Raw genomic sequence first — 17,360 nt, forward strand, 5'->3', positions numbered from 1 at the left:
GACAGGTGCTTTGACTATGACCGCTTCAATCCTCGCGCCAGACACCGATACTCAACGCATGCGCTTGCTGCGTCCCAGTTGGGCCGAGCTCGACTATGGCGCTATCGCGGCGAATCTGGCGCTCGCGCGCGAACAGGTGGGGCGAGCCACGAAAATCTACTTCGTTTGCAAGGGCGATGGTTTTGGCTTCGGTGCCGCGAAGGTTGCACGGCTGGCGGCGCAAGCGGGTGTGGACGGCTTTTGCGTCGGCAGCCCGGAAGAGGGCGTCGCGATTCGCCGCGCGGGCATCGATCGCGACATTCTGCTGTTTGCGTCGACCTTGCCCGAGGATGCGGCGCGGGTCGCAGCGTTGGGATTGACGGTGACGATCCAGAGTCAGGAAAGCCTGCGCGCATTCATCGAGGCCGGCGTGGCCGTCGATGCCTTCGTCGAAATCGATCCGGGCTTCGGGCGCTTCGGCTTTCTGCCGTCGCAATGGCAGGCCGCGTTCGAAGCACTGCGCGATCAGTCGACCGTTCGGCTCAAAGGCGTGTACACGCATCTGAGTTCGCCGGAGAGCGATGATGTGACGCGCAAGCAGGCCGGCGTATTCGATGCGGCGCTGGCGGATGCGCGCGCGGCGGGATTCGATAACGTGACGACGATGCTGGCGAGCTCGCGAGTCATGCTCGCGCATCCGCATCTGGCGTATCAGGCGGTTGATCCCGGGCGACTGCTATACGGCGCGCTCGACGCGGGCTGGATGGCCCGCGCACCGTTGCGACCGATGTTGCGGGCCGTGCGCGGGCGCATCATTCACGTTCAGGAGCATCCGGCCGGGTCCATGCTCGGCATCGGCTATGCGGAGCCGATCCGGCTCGAACGCGGTGTGCGCATTGGTGTGGTGCCGATCGGCTTCTGGGACGGTCTGAATCATGTGCCGCCGTTGGGTCGCGTGCTGGTGCACGGACAAGCGGCACGCATCGTCGGGCGCCGCTCCTTCCAGCATACCGTGATCGATATCACGGACGTTGCACAGGCGCGAACCGGAAGTGTCGTTACGTTGCTGGGTCAGGACGGCGACCAGTCGATCACGATCGACGAAATGGCGGAAACGCTGCGGCTGCCCGTCATGGAGTTGATCCCGCGACTGGCGAGGAGTCTGCCTCACGTCGATGTGACGGCGACGGATCTGCCGGGCGCCGATTGACGCGTGTCGGCAGATCCGTCCCCTACGGCGTTAGAACATTTTGCGGATGCCGACTGCCGCGCCGACGTTGTTGGTGCGGCCAACGGTGTCGACCACGCCGGTGGCCGGGTTGGTCGAGCCGGGGTAGTCGGCGGCGAATGCGCCATTGCCGCGCGCGAAGTCCACGGTGCCATACACTTCCGTGTGCTTCGACAGCGAGTATTCGGCGAGAACGGTGGCGGAGTAGTTGATACCCGAGCCGAGTGTGCCGTCGATTTTTTCGGCGTTGCGAGCGTGACCGTAGTAACCGGCCACGGTGATCAGAAGCGGCGCCGTTGCCTGCCAGTTGCCGCCAATGTAGAGCGTGTCGTCGATACGGTTCGGGCTGCTGCCCGGCAGTTTCGGCGCGCCCGCTTGCTGCATGTTGGCGTCAGTGGTGCCGCTGCGATCCTGCGCGCGCAACCAGCCGGCCAGCAGGCGCACGGTGGGCGTGATCTGGTACGCGCCGCTCACGTGCAGCATGTTGATCTTTGCGCCATTGACCAGGCTGCCGCTTGCGGACGTCACCGAGGTTTGCTGGAAGCCTGCGTCGAGCGATGCGGGACCGTGCGTGTACGTTACTTCCACGCCATACGTGCTGCCGAGGCCGACTGCGCCCGCCTGATTGCCGAAGCCATAGATTGCGTCGATGCTCAGGCCATTGAACGATGCCTTGTACTTCACCGAGTTGTTGATCGTGAGGTACGGGCCAATACCATTCCATGCCCAGCTGTCTTGCCAGTAATCGCCGACGGTCATCGGGTCGAACACATCGCCCATGGTGTCGTAGAGCGGCGCATATTGGTTACCGAAGGTCAGCGTGCCGTACTTGTCGCTCGACAGGCCGACAAACGCTTGTCGACTGAACAGCGTGTTTGCCTGATGCAGTTGCCCGGAGTTCAGTTCGAAGCCGTTTTCAAGGCGGAAAATCGCGGACAGGCCGCCACCCAGGTCTTCGGTGCCCTTCAGGCCCCAACGGCTGTGGGTTTCCGGACCGACCGTCATGCTGAACTGGTCTTTGCCATCCGGGGCGGCATTCGTCTGATAGCGGAGCGCCGTATCGACGAGACCATACAGCGTGACCGAGCTCTGTGCGAATGCGGGGAACGCGGCAAGGACGAAAAGAGATACGGCGGCACTGGAAATAACGGCTTTTTTCATCAGACGGTTGTCCTAACTATGATTGTTCACTTGACCGCCTCAATGCCCTTGAAGACTGGCTGGGTGAGGCTGAAACCGGGAGCATAGTCGGTGAGTTTTTTGCCTCATATCGCATAATATGGATTGGTTTCTTCCAGAATCAGGAACAATAAGGCGGTCACATGTCTGATGGAAATACCTGCAATGAGCAGTAGGCTTGCGAGCGGTTTGACGCGGCAGGCGCCGCCATTCGAGATCGAGCTATAGACCATCGGCTCGCATTTGCAAGCGCCAGCGTGTCGCTAAAAAGCCACGATTGCCGGGCCGTGCTCCCTGACCGGATGTCGCGTTCGGCCCACGTTGTTACCGATTGGCGCGCACCCGTTTGCGGGGTATGGCTCGCAATCGGCCACGGGTGACACCGTGGCCGATCGCCTTGCCGAACCTCTAGTCGTAGCGATAGACGCCCTGACCCACCTTGCGTCCAAGGTGGCCTGCCGCTACCAACTCGCGCAGTAACGGGCTTGCGCGATATTTCGAATCGCCGAAGTCCTTCAGGAACACATCGAGGACCGACAGGCAAACGTCGAGCCCGATCAGATCCGCGAGCGCCAGAGGGCCAATCGGGTGATTCGCGCCGAGGCGCATGCCGAGGTCGATCTCCTCCGCCGTGGCGATGCCTTCAGCGAGCACGAAAAACGCTTCGTTGATCATCGGCACCAGAATGCGGTTCACCACGAAGCCCGGTGCGTTCTTTACGCTGATCGGTGACTTGTCGAGCTTGACTGTCAGCTCCCGTACAGCCTCAATCGTGGCCGCGCTGGTCTGTATGCCACGAATGATTTCGACGAGCGGCAGGAGCGGCACCGGATTGAAGAAGTGCATGCCGATGAAGCGAGACGCATCGGTCAGCGCGGCCCCGAGTGCGGTGATCGAGATCGACGAGGTATTCGATGCAATGATCGTCTCCGGCCGCGCGACGGATTCGATCTGCCGCAAGATGCGGATCTTCAGATCGGTATTTTCCGTGGCGGCCTCGATCACGAGGTCGACGGAGGTGAGGCGCTGATAGTCGGTGGACGTCTCGATGCGCGAGAGGGCAGCCTCTTTCACCGCCGCGTCGAGCTTGCCCTTGGCGACCAGCCGTTCGAGGCTGCCTGTCAGCGTGGCCAGGCCCTTCGCAAGCGCCGCCTCGTTGACATCGATCATGATCGCCTTCAGTCCCGCGACTGCGACGACCTGAGCGATGCCGTTGCCCATCGTCCCTGCACCAATTATCCCAACGGTATTGATTGTCATGGCTATTCCTTGTCAGCAATGCGACACAGTGTTCTATTGTAGGCGCTCGAAAATAGCCGCAATACCCTGGCCGCCTCCGATACACATCGTAACCAGCGCAAACCGCCCGTTGATACGCTGCAATTCATACAGCGCCTTGACGGTAATCAGCGCACCCGTCGCGCCGATCGGATGACCGAGCGAAATGCCGGAGCCATTCGGGTTCACCTTGAGCGGGTCGAGTTCGAGCTGCTGCGTCACGGCGCAGGCCTGCGCTGCAAAGGCCTCGTTCGCCTCGATCACGTCGAGATCGCCGATGCCGAGGCCGGCGCGCTGGAGTGCAATGCGGGTGGCGGGCACCGGGCCGATGCCCATATAGAGAGGATCGACGCCGGCATGCGCGTATGACACGAGCCGGGCCAGCGGTTTCAGGCCGCGCGCGTCCGCCGCTTCGCGCGACATCAAAAGAACCGCGGCTGCCGCATCGTTGATACCGGATGCGTTGCCTGCGGTGACCGTGCCGTTTTCCTTCTGGAAAACGGGCCGCAATCCGCTCAGTTCAGCGGGATCGAGTTCCAGACGCACATGTTCGTCGGTGTCGAAAACGACCTGTTTGCCTTTTACGGTCCGCGTAATCGGCAGGATCTGATCCTTGAAGCGGCCTTCGGCGATGGCATGGGCGGCGCGCCGATGCGATTCGACTGCGAGTGCGTCCTGCTGTTCGCGCGTAATGCCGTACTTGCTGGCGACGTTCTCGGCAGTCACACCCATCGGTACCGTATGGAACGGATCGTTCAACGCCCCGAGCATCATGTCGATCAGGCGGGTGTCGCCCATTCGTGCGCCAAAGCGTGCGTCAGGCGTGATGTAGGGCGCACGGCTCATGTTTTCCGCGCCGCCGCCGATCGCGATGTCGGCATCGCCGAGCAGAATGGATTGCGCTGCGGAGACAATGGCCTGCAAGCCTGAGCCGCACAGACGATTGACGTTGAAAGCCGGTGTCGTTTCGCTAACGCCGCCGTTGATCGCAGCTACGCGCGACAGGTACAGGTCTTTGGGTTCGGTGGCTATCACGTTGCCGAATACGACCTGACCGACCTGATCGCCCTCCACGCCGGCCCGTGCCAGCACCTCACGTACGACAAGCGCTCCGAGTTCGGAGGGCGGAATGTCCTTCAGGCTTCCGCCAAACTTGCCGATCGCGGTGCGCACACCGCTGACAACAACCACTTCTCTTTGCACTTGAGACTCCTTGGAATCACTTGAACGCGCGCAGCTTGTCCCGCTGTGCGCGTGAGGAAGTTACATGTTCGGGTAGTTAGGACCGCCGCCGCCTTCAGGCGTCACCCAGACGATGTTCTGCGTCGGGTCCTTGATATCGCAGGTCTTGCAGTGCACGCAGTTCTGCGCGTTGATCACCAGGCGCTCGGTGTTGTCGTCGTTCTTCACGAACTCGTACACCGCTGCGGGGCAGTAACGTGACTCCGGGCCGGCGTAGGTCTGCCAGTTCACGTTCACTGGCACCGAAGGATCTTTCAGCGTCAGGTGAGCGGGCTGGTTCTCTTCGTGGTTCGTGTTCGAGATGAACACTGAAGAGAGCCGGTCAAACGTCAGCTTGCCATCGGGCTTCGGATAGACGATCGGCTTGCATTGCGAAGCCGGCTTCAGCATCTCGTGATCCGAATGCTGGTGATGCAGCGTCCACGGCACATTGCCGCCCAGCAGCTTCTGCTCGATGCCCACCATCAGCGTGCCGAGGTAGAGGCCCTTGCTCATCCACTGCTTGAAGTTGCGCGCACGATGCAGTTCGGTATGCAGCCACGAGGTCTTGAAGCTCTCCGGATAGGCGGTGAGTTCATCACTGGTGCGTCCAGCCTGCACAGCTTCAAAAGCGGCGTCGGCGGCCAGCATGCCGGTCTTGATCGCTGCATGCGAGCCCTTGATCCGCGATGCGTTCAGGAAGCCCGCGTCGTCGCCGACCAGTGCGCCGCCCGGGAACACGAGCTTCGGCAGTGACATGAGGCCACCGGCCGTGATCGCCCGTGCGCCGTACGACACCCGCTTGCCGCCTTCGAGCACAGCACGGATTGCCGGATGTGTCTTGTAGCGCTGGAATTCCTCGAACGGCGACAGGTACGGATTCGTGTAGCCAAGTCCGACCACAAAACCCACCACCACCTGGTTGTTATCCATGTGATAGAGGAACGAGCCACCGTACGTGTCGTTCTCCAGCGGCCAGCCGGCGGTATGCATCACGAGACCCGGCTTGTGCTTCGACGGATCGATCTCCCACAGTTCCTTGATGCCGATACCGTAGACCTGCGGATCGACGCCTTCGCGCAGCTTGAATTTATCGTTCAGCTGACGGCCCAGATGCCCACGCGCGCCCTCACAGAACAGCGTGTACTTCGCGTGCAGTTCCATGCCGAGCTGGAAGTTCTCGGTCGGTTCACCATCCTTGCCGATCCCGAGGTTGCCGGTGGCGACGCCTTTGACCGAACCGTCGTCGTTATAAAGGATTTCAGCCGCAGGAAAGCCCGGGAAAATCTCCACGCCCAGCGCCTCAGCCTGCTGACCCAGCCAGCGCGTCACATTCGCGAGACTGATCACATAATTACCGTGATTCTTGAAGTTATCCGGCAGCGCCCAGACCGGCACGCTCTTCGAACCGGTTTCGGTCAGGAACAGGAACTTGTCTTCGGTCACATCCACGGTCAGCGGTGCGCCTTTTTCTTTCCAGTCTGGAATCAGCTCGGTCATGGCGCGTGGATCCATGACCGCGCCCGAGAGAATATGCGCCCCGATCTCCGAGCCTTTTTCCAGTACGCACACGCCAATTTCAGCGCCTTGTTCCGCCGCCAGCTGCTTCAGGCGAATCGCCGCGGACAGCCCAGCCGGGCCGCCGCCGACGATCACGACGTCGTATTCCATCGACTCGCGCGGGCCGTACTGCTCAATGAGACTTGCGGGGGTCATTGTTTTGCCGGTGCCCATCAGAACTGATCTTCCGACAGCGCCAGCACACTCTCGCCACCCTTCGCACTGACAATCGACGCCTCCAGCGCCGATGCGAGCGTCAGCACATGCTCAGCGTAGAACTGCGCGGTCGCGATCTTCGCACCGTAAAACGAAGGATCTTCGTCACGCTTCCCGGCTGCCACGAGCAACGCACGCGCCATCTGCCAGCCGCCAAGCACGATGCCCGCGAGCTTCAGATACGGCACGCTGCCCGCGAACACCGCGTTCGGATCGCTCTTCGTATTGGTGACAACAAAGTCCACCACCGTGCTCAACGAGCGATGCCCCTGCGCAAGATATTTCTTCATCGACTCGAACGCCGGACCCTGCTGCGCACCGAGCGCTTCGACCGTTTCGGCCACGCCGGCGAGCAGCGACTTCGCCACCTTGCCGCCGTCGCGCACGGTCTTGCGGCCGATCAGATCGTTCGCCTGGATCGCGGTCGTGCCTTCATAGATCGGCAGAATCCGCGCGTCGCGGTAATACTGCGCGGCGCCGGTTTCCTCGATGAAACCCATGCCGCCGTGCACCTGTACGCCGAGGCTCGTCACATCGATCGACAGCTCCGTACTCCAGCCCTTCACGATCGGCACGAGGTATTCGTAGATCGCCTGATGTTCCACGCGCGTGGCTTCGTCAGCGTGACGATGCGCGATGTCGCAGTGAGCCGCGGCCACATACGCCAGCGCGCGTGAGGCTTCAGTCAGGCCGCGCATCGTGGCGAGCATCCGGCGCACGTCGGGGTGCTGAATGATCGCGACCGGTTGCTTCGCCGAGCCATCCACGGGACGGCTTTGCACACGGTCTTTCGCGTACGCCACCGCCTTCTGGTAAGCGCGATCCGACACGCCCACGCCCTGCATGCCGACCGCAAAGCGCGCCGCGTTCATCATGATGAACATGTATTCGAGGCCGCGATTCTCTTCGCCGATCAGATGACCGATCGCGCCGCCGTGGTCGCCGAACTGCAGCACCGCGGTCGGGCTCGCCTTGATGCCGAGCTTGTGTTCGATCGACACGCAATGCACGTCGTTGCGCTCGCCGAGCGAGCCGTCTTCGTTGACGAGAAACTTCGGCACGATGAAAAGCGAAATGCCCTTCACGCCTTCCGGTGCGTCAGGTGTGCGCGCGAGCACGAGATGTGCGATGTTCTTCGCCATGTCGTGCTCGCCCCACGTGATGAAAATCTTCGTGCCGAACAGTTTGAACGAACCGTCGCCCTGCGGCTCGGCGCGCGTGCGCACCAGCGCGAGGTCGGAGCCGGCCTGCGGCTCGGTCAGGTTCATCGTGCCGGTCCATTCGCCGGAAATGAGTTTGGGCACGTAGGTCTGTTTCTGCGCTTCGCTGCCCGCCGTCAGCAGCGCCTCGATCGCGCCATCCGTGAGCAGCGGGCACAGCGCGAACGACAGGTTCGACGCGTTCAGCATCTCGATACAGGCGGTGGCAATCAGCTTGGGCAGGCCCTGGCCTTCGTAGTCGACGGGATGTTGCACGCCCTGCCAGCCGCCAACGCCAAACTGGCGAAACGCTTCCTTGAAGCCGGGCGTCGCGGTGACCACGCCATCTTTCCAGCTGCTCGGATTGCGATCGCCTTCCACATTCAGCGGCGCCAGCACTTCGCCGCACAGTTTCGCCGACTCTTCGAGCACGGCCTGCGCGGTGTCGAGGTTCGCGTCTTCGAAGCCCGGCAGCGTCGCGATGTGTTCGAGACCGGCCAGTTCTTTCATCACGAACAGCATGTCCTTGATGGGTGCGCTATACATCTCCGTCTCCTTGATATGGGTATGCGAACGAGAGGCTTGCCATGCGAAACCCGCAATTCGGGCATGGACGGCAGCTCGGATGACCCATCCTACTGCCTCGCGTGCGTACGCCCGATGGCGAAATCTGCCGTTTCATTGACAAAAGCTGCCGTTTTTCCGTCGGCACAAAGCGCGGACTTGGCCGGGAGCGGATTGGCCGATTATGTCAATGAATCGGCCAAGCTTGCTAATGCTCAGGGAAGCGGGCGAATCTAGAATAGACTGAACATGCAGCCTGACGCTGCCCTCAGCGATGTTTGCGACTGGACTGACTGGCCATATTTGTCATGCCGGGCGTTCGACACCTTCCAAAGCATCGCGAGTGAAGACCCTACCGGAGACAAGCCCATGGACCTGTTTGGCCAGATGATGTACGCGCCGTTATTGTTGTCGTCGTTGCTCCAGCAGGCCGCGCGGCACTCCAGTAAGGTCGAGATCGTGTCGCGCCGCGTCGAGGGTGATATCCACCGCTACACCTATCGCGACTGCCATATCCGCTCGATGCAGCTCGCGAATGCGCTGACAGCGTACGGAATCCAACCTGGCGACCGGATCGGCACGCTCGCGTGGAACGGGTATCGCCACATGGAAATGTACTATGGCGTATCCGGCATTGGCGCCGTTTGTCATACCATCAATCCGCGGCTTTTCGCTGAGCAGATCGCCTATATCGTCAACCACGCGCAAGACCGGTTCATCTGTTTCGACATGTCGTTTGCACCGCTTGTCGAGCAGATTGCCCACCAATGTCCGCTTGTCGAGAAGTGGATCATGTTGTGCGACGAGTCGGCATTGCCGGAAACATTCGCCGTGCCATTGGAGAGCTATGAAACGTTGATTGCCGGTCAGCCTCAGGCGTTCGACTGGCCGCGCTTCGACGAGCAGCGCGCAGCGGTTTTGTGCTACACGTCCGGGACGACCGGCAATCCGAAAGGCGTGCTGTATTCGCATCGCTCGCTTAGCCTGATGGCCTATGGGTCGGCGTTGCCGGATACGCTGTGTCTGTCCGCGACGGATACGGTTGCGCCCGTCGTGCCGATGTTCCATGTCAATGCTTGGGGGTTGCCGTTTTCGGCGCCGCTCGTGGGCGCCAAGCTGGTGCTCCCCGGGCCGAAGCTCGACGGCGAGTCGCTGTGGACGCTATTCGAACAGGAAGGTGTCACCTTCTCGGCCGGCGTGCCGACCATTTGGCTTGGCCTCGTCGACTACATGCGGCGTGCGGGCAAGCACAGCACGCACTTCAAGCGCGCGATCGTCGGGGGATCGGCGTGCCCGCCGCAACTCGCTTCGTCATTGCGCGAGCTTGGCATCAAAGCCGTGCATGCGTGGGGTATGACGGAACTGTCGCCGCTTGGCACCGTATGCTCGCCGTCGCATGGCTACGAGGAGAAGTCCGCTGAGGAGCAGAAGTGCACCGATGCAAAACAGGGGCGCGCCGTGCCCGGCATCGATCTGAAGATCGTCGGTTCGGGCGGCGTGGAGTTGCCGTGGGACGGTAAATCGGCGGGCGATCTGATGGCGCGTGGCCACTGGGTGCTGGATCGTTACTACGGCGTCGAGCAAACGGCGCTGGAAGACGGGTGGTTCTCAACGGGCGACGTTGCAACGATCGATTCCGATGGCTATATGCAGATCACGGATCGAAGCAAGGATGTCATCAAATCCGGCGGCGAATGGATTTCATCGATCGAACTCGAACATGTCGCAATGTCTCATCCCGAGATCGAATCAGCGGCTTGCATTGGGTGCGAGCACCCGAAATGGGACGAGCGTCCGCTGTTGATTGCGGTAAGGCGTGCTGGCAGCACATTGAGCGCGCAGGAATTGTTGGCGTTTTACGATGGCAAGGTCGCCAAGTGGTGGATTCCAGATGATGTGGTTTTCGTTCCGGAGATGCCGCTGACCGCGACCGGAAAGCTCCAGAAACTGGTTCTGAAGCAGCGATTTGGCAAGTATCTCGTCGATGCAGCGAAGCCCTCGGCGTAGGCTCGAACGCAAATCACTCAAATCATCTTGCGGTAGGCCTGTGGCGTACTGCCCGTCCAGTGACGGAACGCGCGGTGAAAGGCGGTCGGATCGTCAAAACCCACTTCGTAGGCAATCACGCCGATGGCATCGGCCGAACGCGTGAGACGCTGGACAGCAATGTCACGGCGCAGTTCGTCTTTGATTGCCTGGAAGGTCGTACCTTCAATCGAGAGGCGGCGGCACAGCGTTCTCACTGAGTAGTGCAGACCCTGTGCGACGACTCCGATTGTGGGAATCTCGGGCAGGCAACCCGCAATGTATTGGCGAACCTGGTGACAAACCATCTGTTCGGCGAACGACACGAAGATCCAGTCTTCCGGCGCGCGCGCCAGAAACTTCTTCAGATCGGACTTGTGTTGCCGGATGGCCATGTCGAGATATCTGGCGTCGAACGACATGCAGGTCTGAGTGCAACCGAAATGCACCGGTCCGGGAAACAGGTAAAGGTAGTCGGTCTCCCGCGATGGCCGCGGGAAATCGAACTCCACCTTGACCAGAGGGATCTTCTGCCCGATTAGCCAGGACGCCACACCATGCACGAGCTTTAGCATCAGCTCCTGGCCCAGCGCATTCTGAGACCTGTTTGCCTCGTTCGCGATGAGGTCGATCCTGCAGAGCGACTCGTCGCGTTGCGACTTCACTGTGAAGTCGTCGAGAATCAGGTGGAAGAACTGCCCGAACCGATGCATCGCGACATCCAGCCGAGGCGCGTCGAGCAGGCTGAGGCACAGATACTTGAGCGTGCCATTGCGCAACGGCCGGCTGAAAATGCCAGGCATTTCATCGTCATATTCGGCTGCAAGCAACCGATAGAGTGTTGAGAACTGCTCCTGCGTAACGCGCGCTCCCGGTCTGTGCAGCAATGCATGCGGGATGCCGGATCGTTCAGCCAGTCTCTCAATCGCCATGGGGTCTGCGCCGGCTAGAAAGCCGTTGACCAGGGACATTGAGACGGTAGCCGAGAGCGAGTTCAAGGGAGCGGTACAGTTGTGCGCAACTGCTCGATGTTATGCGTGGCTTATTTTGTCATAGGTCGGGGCCGAATGCGAATGGGCGATAGGCGAGGCGCGCAAACGTACGCCTCGCGGGCGGAAACGGCTGAAGACAGCTGTCGCATGATCTGCCAGCCGCCGCGCTTGCTTAGTTACCGGGTTGGAATACCTTCAGTCGATTGTCGACGCGCTGCACACCGGCGACGCTCTGCGCAACGGTAACGGCGCGAGCGATCTGCTTGTCATCCGGCGCACTGCCGACCAGCGTCACCACACCGTCTTTCGCAAGAATCGAAATTCCCGACGAGTTAAGCCCCTTCGATGCAGTCAGCGCGTGCCGAACGTTTTTCTGCACCAGGTGATTCTGCGCGCGACGCGCTTTCGGGCCGGATTGGGGTGCAGCCTGCGGAGCAGCCACGGGCGCGGACGACGCTATATCGTCCGACGCTGCGGTCTGTGCCAGCGCCGAAACCGAGATGATGGATGCGACACACAATGTGATCGTCTGAACGACTGCTGATTTCATAAAAACTCCAAGAGAGCTTTGCTGGGTAAATATCGACCGCGCTTTTGAGGGGGGCGCGCTTTCGTAGAAATTTGCCATCACATCATCGATATGTAGGGCGGAGCGCCGCACCTGGCAATCGCCATTCTATGGGGATGACTACCCTGTATTCGTCGATGTTGCAGGAAGAGACTGTTGTCGAAACGGTGAGTAAATCGAGCGCCTTCGAAGCGCGTATAGAAGTGGCCAGTTTGTCTGGAAGCGTTCTGTTTCGAATCGGGCCTTGGCGCTCCGCGCAGCGCATTCGGTTCAGCGCAATAGCCCACGTGCGTAGTACAGGCTAATTCTGTAAAGGTGTTTTCGAGGTTGTCGCGTATATCGGGAGTGAGGACGCGTTTAATATGCCGTCGCGCCTAACCGGGAAGCACTATTTCCGGTCTGCTGCGAGAGCTTCGATAACGCAATTGCAAAAGCATTGCGCGAGATCAATAACACGGGCCTCGCCTACACCACCATCTCGAGATTCGATGAAAACTGCTGTTGCGTCCCGGTAGTCAACTGTATTGGATGCGCGTTGGCCGGCCGGGCCGGTCATCGAGAGAAGTAGCACGGGGTACTGTTCAATGATGCACGTCGTTCTGTCCGCTTTCCGGTGGCCACTGGTTGTGCTGTGTTTCATGGCCACGCTATACGCGGTCGTCGCAGCGCTCGCGACACCGTTTCTACGCGCGGGCCGGTCGGGCAGAAACCGATTTCAGCAATACGGGGCAATGGTCGACGGCGTCAGCGTATTGAAACCTTTGTGCGGGGCTGAGCCGAGGTTATACGAGAATCTCGCCACGTTCTGCGAGCAGACGCATTCCCACTTCCAGATCCTGTTCGGCGTGTCCTCGCCCGACGATGCCGCAATTCCGGTTGTGAGACGTTTGCAGGCTGCGTATCCGGACCGCGACATTGAACTCGCAATCGATTCCCGGGTGCACGGCTGCAATCTGAAGGTGAGTAATCTCATCAACATGGTTGAGCGGTCCACGTACGACATCATCGTGATCGCCGACAGCGATATTGCAGTCAACTCCGACTATTTGCGTACTGTCTCGGCGCCGCTGGCCGATGCCGGAGTCGGCGTGGTGACGTGTCTTTACGTCGCGCAGAGTGTGGGTGGCTTCTGGCCCCGCCTGGGCGCGCTCTTCATCAACGAGTGGTTTGCGCCTTCCGTGCGTGTGGCGCACGCGGTTGGCTCCCGCCGGTTTGGCTTTGGCGCGACCCTCGCATTGCGACGCACGACGCTTGAGCGCATCGGCGGTTTCGCCGTGCTGAAAGATTGTCTGGCCGACGACTACTGGCTCGCCGAGCACGTCCGCAACCTTGGACTCCGCACGGTGCTGTCACCTGTGATGGTCGCCACGGACGTCATTGAACCGACATTCGCGACGCTGTGGCTGAGGGAAACCCGTTGGTTGCGTACGATCCGGTCAGTGAACCAGCCGGGGTTCGCGTCGCTCATCATTACGTTTGCCACACCATGGATTGTGGCCGGTGCATGGCTAGCGTTCGATTTTCGTTCGGGCGAGCTAGCGAGTGCGCATCCCTGGGGGGCAACAGCGCTGGCGGTGAATTCGGCCATAGGCGTGGCCGCGCGAATAGTGCTCCACGCGCGTGGCGCCAGTGATTCACATTCGTTCTGGCGAGATCTGCCACTCGTGCCGCTGCGTGATACGTTGCTGGCGTTGCAATGGCTTGCGGGAGCGTTCGGTTCTCACGTCGTGTGGCGTGGAGCGCGCGTGCCGGTCGCACCGTCCAGCAACCCGATCAATCCTTCCGTATAAACGCGCCGGATTCCACTGAAGCATCCGATGGACTTTGAAATGACATACAGTTCGCTCGCGCAACGCGAAATTTTCCCTATAGAACACAAGTTGCCGGAGCAATCATGAAAGCGCTTTTTTTGCAGGCGCCGTCGTACGACGGCTTCGATGGTGGCGCGGGTTCGCGCTATCAGGCCAAACGCGAAGTCCGCTCGTTCTGGTATCCGACGTGGCTTGCGCAGCCCGCGGCACTCGTGCCCGATAGCCGCGTGCTCGATGCACCGGCAGATGGTCTGTCGGTGGATCAAACGCTCGACATTGCGCAGCAATACGATCTGGTGGTGATCCACACCAGCACGCCGTCCTTTCCGACCGACGCCCTGTTCGCCGAAGACCTGAAGAAGCGCAAGCCTTCCGTACTGATCGGCATGGTGGGCGCGAAGGTCGCCGTCGATCCTCACAATTCGCTGGTTGCCACCGAGGCGATCGATTTCCTCTGCCGCGAAGAATTCGACTTCACCTGTCAGGAAGTGGCCGAAGGCAAACCGTTCTCGCAGATCAAGGGCCTCAGCTATCGCGCCGCCGACGGCTCGATCGAGCACAACGAAGCGCGCCCGATCCTCGAAAACATGGACGAGCTGCCGTTCGTGGCGCCCATCTACAAGCGCGATCTGAAGATCGACAACTACTTCATCGGCTATCTGAAGCATCCGTACGTGTCGATCTACACGGGCCGCGGCTGCCGCTCGAAGTGCACGTTCTGTTTGTGGCCGCAAACCGTGGGCGGCCACCGCTACCGCACGCGCTCGGTCGAGAACGTGCTGGCCGAAGTGAAGTGGATTCGCGACAACATGCCCGAAGTGAAGGAGATCATGTTCGACGACGACACGTTCACCGATTTCAAGCCGCGCGTCGAGGAAATCGCCCGCGGTCTTGGGAAACTGGGCGTGACGTGGTCGTGCAACGCGAAGGCGAACGTGCCGTACTCGACGCTGAAGATCATGAAGGAAAACGGCCTGCGCCTGCTGCTGGTCGGCTACGAGTCCGGCGACGACCAGATTCTGCTGAACATCAAGAAGGGTCTGCGCACCGACATCGCGCGCCGTTTCAGCGAAGATTGCCGCAAGCTCGGCATCAAGATTCACGGCACTTTCATTCTCGGTCTGCCCGGCGAGACGCAGGACACGATCCAGAAGACGATCGAATACGCCAAGGAGATCAATCCGCACACGATCCAGGTGTCGCTCGCCGCGCCGTATCCCGGCACCAGGCTCTACAACGAGGCCGTTGAAAACGGCTGGCTCGAAGAGAACAAGGTGATCAACCTCGTCAGCAAGTCGGGCGTGCAGCTCGCGGCGATCGGTTATCCGCATCTTTCGCGCGACGAGATCTACCATCAGCTAGAAAACTTCTATAAGCGTTTCTATTTCCGGCCGTCGAAGATCTGGGAAATCCTGCGCGAGATGCTGACGAGCTGGGACATGATGAAGCGGCGCTTGCGTGAAGGCGTCGAATTCTTCCGTTTCCTGCGCGCGCACGAGGCATGAACGACACTGATCGCTTGCGTCAACGGATGCTGATTATCACGGCCGACGACTTCGGCTTGCATCCTCGCGTAAACGAAGCGGTTGAACTCGCCCACCGGCACGGCGTCTTGACCGCAGCGAGCCTGATGGTGGGCGCGCCTGCGGCCGAGGACGCAGTTGCGCGCGCCCGCTCGCTTCCCCAGCTGTGCGTCGGCTTGCATCTTGTCCTCGCCGATGGCACGGCTCAACTGCCACGCGAGGTGATTCCCGCACTGGTGAACGCAGAAGGCCGGTTCGGCAGCAACATGGTGCGCGACGGCTTCCGCTTCTATTTTCTACCACACGTTCGCGCACAGCTTGCTCTCGAAATTCGCGCGCAGTTCGCGGCGTTCGTGAAGACCGGCTTGCCACTCGATCACGTCAACACGCACAAGCATTTTCACCTGCATCCAACCGTGCTCTCGCTGATCATCGAAATCGGACGCGACTTCGGAATGCACGCGATGCGTCTGCCGATCGAACGCGATGCACCCCTCTGGTTGCGGCCATGGATGAGCCTGGTGCGCAGCCGGCTCGACCGCGCCGGCATCGCACACAACGACTATGTGGTCGGACTCGCGGACACCGGGCGCATGAGCGAATCGGCCTGGCTTGCCGCGCTCGAAGGGCTGCCTGGCGGTGTCGGCGAAATCTATTGTCACCCTGCCACACCGGGCGACGCTCCATTGACGCCCGGCATGCAGTCGTACCGTCACGCAGATGAACTCGACGCGCTGCTATCCCCGCGCGTGGCAGAGGCGATCGGTGCCGCGGGCGCGACGCGGGGCGGTTTTGTCGATTTGCTCGCAAGGCGCGTGCAATCGACATGAAATGGCTGCGTTGGATAGGATTGCCGCTCGGCATCGCGATACTCATCGCGCTCGTATTGCATGAAGGTGCGGGCGATGTCATGCGCGTCATCGCTAAAGCCGGATTCGGGCTGCTGTGGTTGCTGCCGCTACACGCGTTGCCATTGTTGCTCGACGCCTACGCGTGGTATCTGTTGCTGGGCAAGCGGGCCTCGTTGCCGTTTCTCTGGTGGGTCGCGACCGTGCGCGAGGCGGTCAGCCGATTGCTGCCGGTCGCGAGCATTGGCGGCGAATTCGTCGGGATCGGTCTCGCACGCTGGCGCATCCGGGACGCGAGCGCGGTCAGTGCGTCGGTCGTCGTCGAGGTGCTGGTCACGATGGCCGTGCAATACGCGTTTGCCGCGCTTGGGCTCGTACTGATCGCCACATCCACGCATCAAGTCAGCGCGATAAAGACGATCGGGCTCGCTTTGGGGCTCTCACTGCCGCTGCCGGTCCTGACGGCCGTACTCCTACGTCGTGGCCGGCTATTTCACAGGATCGAACGCTTCGCAGCGAGACTGTTGGGCCACGCGCACCCCTTGCTGCGCGATATCGACGGAAAGCGGCTCGATGCGGATATCGACGCACTGATGTCGCGCACAGGCCTGCTTCTGGGCGCTTTCTTCTGGCAATTCGCCGGCTACGTTGTGGGCGCGCTCGAGACATATTGGGCGCTGTCCATGCTGGGGCATCCGGTGTCGGTGAGCGGCGCGTTGGCAATCGAAGCTTTGACCCAAGCCGTGCGTCACGCGGCGTTCATGGTGCCGGCCGGTCTTGGTGTGCAGGAGGCAGCGGTCATGCTTCTCGCGCTGGTGGTCGGCGTGGATCGGGAGACAGCGCTATCGCTGGCACTCGTCAAGCGGGCACGCGAGGTAACATTCGGCTGCATTGCGCTTGTTTCATGGCAGGCGGCGGAAATCGTGCGCGGGCGCGTGAGGTGAATCGGAGCCGATATCTTATCGGCTTCGATGTTCGTTGCGGCAAATCAAGCCGCGCCAGCAGCACAGTACACACACAATCAAGGTAGAAAAGCATAGATGACGCAAACGCCAGTTCAGCCCGCTCCTTCACGTGATATGGGCGCACGCTCCGTTCAAGGAGGCGTCCCTGCGGAATGTGTCCTATGCGACTCACCCGATCTGACGTATGCGTACGAGGGTGACATG

13 protein-coding genes are annotated in these 17,360 nt (G+C 60.9%); 6 read left to right on the plus strand and 7 right to left on the minus strand.

Annotation, left to right across the window (positions count from 1 at the left end):
- The first annotated feature begins 16 nt into the window (after nt 1-16).
- Nucleotides 17-1,189, plus strand: a complete 1,173-nt coding sequence (gene alr, locus AC57B1_RS30480; RefSeq protein WP_496419557.1) for an alanine racemase — start codon at nt 17-19, stop codon at nt 1,187-1,189.
- Between the two features lie 30 nt (nt 1,190-1,219).
- On the opposite strand, the gene AC57B1_RS30485 is transcribed toward alr, so the two are convergent.
- The 5 genes from AC57B1_RS30485 to AC57B1_RS30505 form a co-directional block, all read right to left on the minus strand.
- Nucleotides 1,220-2,368 (minus strand): porin, encoded by a 1,149-nt coding sequence (locus tag AC57B1_RS30485; RefSeq protein ID WP_496419558.1) that lies wholly within the window; start codon nt 2,366-2,368, stop codon nt 1,220-1,222.
- Nucleotides 2,369-2,794: 426 nt separating this feature from the next.
- Entirely contained in the window at nt 2,795-3,646 is an 852-nt protein-coding gene (locus AC57B1_RS30490) for a 3-hydroxybutyryl-CoA dehydrogenase (RefSeq protein WP_408350410.1), read from the minus strand.
- 33 nt (nt 3,647-3,679) lie between these two features.
- Entirely contained in the window at nt 3,680-4,867 is a 1,188-nt protein-coding gene (gene bktB / locus AC57B1_RS30495) for a beta-ketothiolase BktB (protein ID WP_408295184.1), read from the minus strand.
- A gap of 60 nt (nt 4,868-4,927) precedes the next feature.
- A complete protein-coding gene (locus tag AC57B1_RS30500; RefSeq protein WP_496419559.1) occupies nt 4,928-6,619 on the minus strand; it encodes an electron transfer flavoprotein-ubiquinone oxidoreductase in 1,692 nt (563 codons plus the stop codon).
- Nucleotides 6,619-8,406 carry an acyl-CoA dehydrogenase gene (locus AC57B1_RS30505; protein ID WP_496419560.1) on the minus strand — a complete coding sequence of 596 codons (1,788 nt, stop codon included), beginning with the start codon at nt 8,404-8,406 and terminating at the stop codon, nt 6,619-6,621. The genes AC57B1_RS30500 and AC57B1_RS30505 overlap by 1 nt, the downstream gene beginning before the upstream one ends.
- A 387-nt stretch (nt 8,407-8,793) precedes the next feature.
- Here AC57B1_RS30505 and AC57B1_RS30510 point away from each other — a divergent pair, with 387 nt between their 5' ends.
- On the plus strand, nt 8,794-10,431 hold the full coding sequence (locus tag AC57B1_RS30510) for a 3-(methylthio)propionyl-CoA ligase (protein WP_496419561.1): 1,638 nt from the start codon (nt 8,794-8,796) through the stop codon (nt 10,429-10,431).
- Between the two features lie 17 nt (nt 10,432-10,448).
- Here AC57B1_RS30510 and AC57B1_RS30515 read toward each other — a convergent pair whose 3' ends face one another.
- Nucleotides 10,449-11,420 carry an AraC family transcriptional regulator gene (locus AC57B1_RS30515; RefSeq protein WP_408355454.1) on the minus strand — a complete coding sequence of 324 codons (972 nt, stop codon included), beginning with the start codon at nt 11,418-11,420 and terminating at the stop codon, nt 10,449-10,451.
- A gap of 193 nt (nt 11,421-11,613) precedes the next feature.
- Nucleotides 11,614-12,069, minus strand: a complete 456-nt coding sequence (locus AC57B1_RS30520) for a BON domain-containing protein (RefSeq protein WP_408294404.1) — start codon at nt 12,067-12,069, stop codon at nt 11,614-11,616.
- Between the two features lie 524 nt (nt 12,070-12,593).
- Here AC57B1_RS30520 and hpnI point away from each other — a divergent pair.
- From hpnI to AC57B1_RS30540, 4 genes are all read left to right on the plus strand, one after another.
- Nucleotides 12,594-13,799: a bacteriohopanetetrol glucosamine biosynthesis glycosyltransferase HpnI gene (gene hpnI / locus AC57B1_RS30525; protein WP_496419562.1), complete on the plus strand. Its 1,206-nt coding sequence runs from the start codon at nt 12,594-12,596 to the stop codon at nt 13,797-13,799.
- 104 nt (nt 13,800-13,903) lie between these two features.
- Nucleotides 13,904-15,325: a hopanoid biosynthesis associated radical SAM protein HpnJ gene (hpnJ, locus tag AC57B1_RS30530; RefSeq protein WP_496419563.1), complete on the plus strand. Its 1,422-nt coding sequence runs from the start codon at nt 13,904-13,906 to the stop codon at nt 15,323-15,325.
- A complete protein-coding gene (gene hpnK, locus AC57B1_RS30535) occupies nt 15,322-16,173 on the plus strand; it encodes a hopanoid biosynthesis-associated protein HpnK (RefSeq protein WP_496419564.1) in 852 nt (283 codons plus the stop codon). The genes hpnJ and hpnK overlap by 4 nt, the downstream gene beginning before the upstream one ends.
- Complete coding sequence (locus tag AC57B1_RS30540; protein ID WP_408341801.1) at nt 16,170-17,135, plus strand: lysylphosphatidylglycerol synthase domain-containing protein; 966 nt, start codon at nt 16,170-16,172, stop codon at nt 17,133-17,135. The genes hpnK and AC57B1_RS30540 overlap by 4 nt, the downstream gene beginning before the upstream one ends.
- Nucleotides 17,136-17,360: the final 225 nt, after the last annotated feature.

This window comes from Paraburkholderia sp. BGA-UO-ETr-F21, from assembly GCF_059567925.1.

Excerpts from the sequence above, each read along its gene's own strand:
- alr (WP_496419557.1), top strand. The coding sequence starts at position 17 with ATGACCGCTTCAATCCTCGCGCCAGACACCGATACTCAACGCATGCGC.
- AC57B1_RS30485 (WP_496419558.1), bottom strand. The coding sequence starts at position 2,368 with ATGAAAAAAGCCGTTATTTCCAGTGCCGCCGTATCTCTTTTCGTCCTT.
- AC57B1_RS30490 (WP_408350410.1), bottom strand. The coding sequence starts at position 3,646 with ATGACAATCAATACCGTTGGGATAATTGGTGCAGGGACGATGGGCAAC.
- AC57B1_RS30500 (WP_496419559.1), bottom strand. The coding sequence starts at position 6,619 with ATGGGCACCGGCAAAACAATGACCCCCGCAAGTCTCATTGAGCAGTAC.
- AC57B1_RS30505 (WP_496419560.1), bottom strand. The coding sequence starts at position 8,406 with ATGTATAGCGCACCCATCAAGGACATGCTGTTCGTGATGAAAGAACTG.
- AC57B1_RS30510 (WP_496419561.1), top strand. The coding sequence starts at position 8,794 with ATGGACCTGTTTGGCCAGATGATGTACGCGCCGTTATTGTTGTCGTCG.
- AC57B1_RS30515 (WP_408355454.1), bottom strand. The coding sequence starts at position 11,420 with ATGTCCCTGGTCAACGGCTTTCTAGCCGGCGCAGACCCCATGGCGATT.
- AC57B1_RS30520 (WP_408294404.1), bottom strand. The coding sequence starts at position 12,069 with ATGGCAAATTTCTACGAAAGCGCGCCCCCCTCAAAAGCGCGGTCGATA.
- hpnI (WP_496419562.1), top strand. The coding sequence starts at position 12,594 with ATGATGCACGTCGTTCTGTCCGCTTTCCGGTGGCCACTGGTTGTGCTG.
- hpnJ (WP_496419563.1), top strand. The coding sequence starts at position 13,904 with ATGAAAGCGCTTTTTTTGCAGGCGCCGTCGTACGACGGCTTCGATGGT.
- hpnK (WP_496419564.1), top strand. The coding sequence starts at position 15,322 with ATGAACGACACTGATCGCTTGCGTCAACGGATGCTGATTATCACGGCC.
- AC57B1_RS30540 (WP_408341801.1), top strand. The coding sequence starts at position 16,170 with ATGAAATGGCTGCGTTGGATAGGATTGCCGCTCGGCATCGCGATACTC.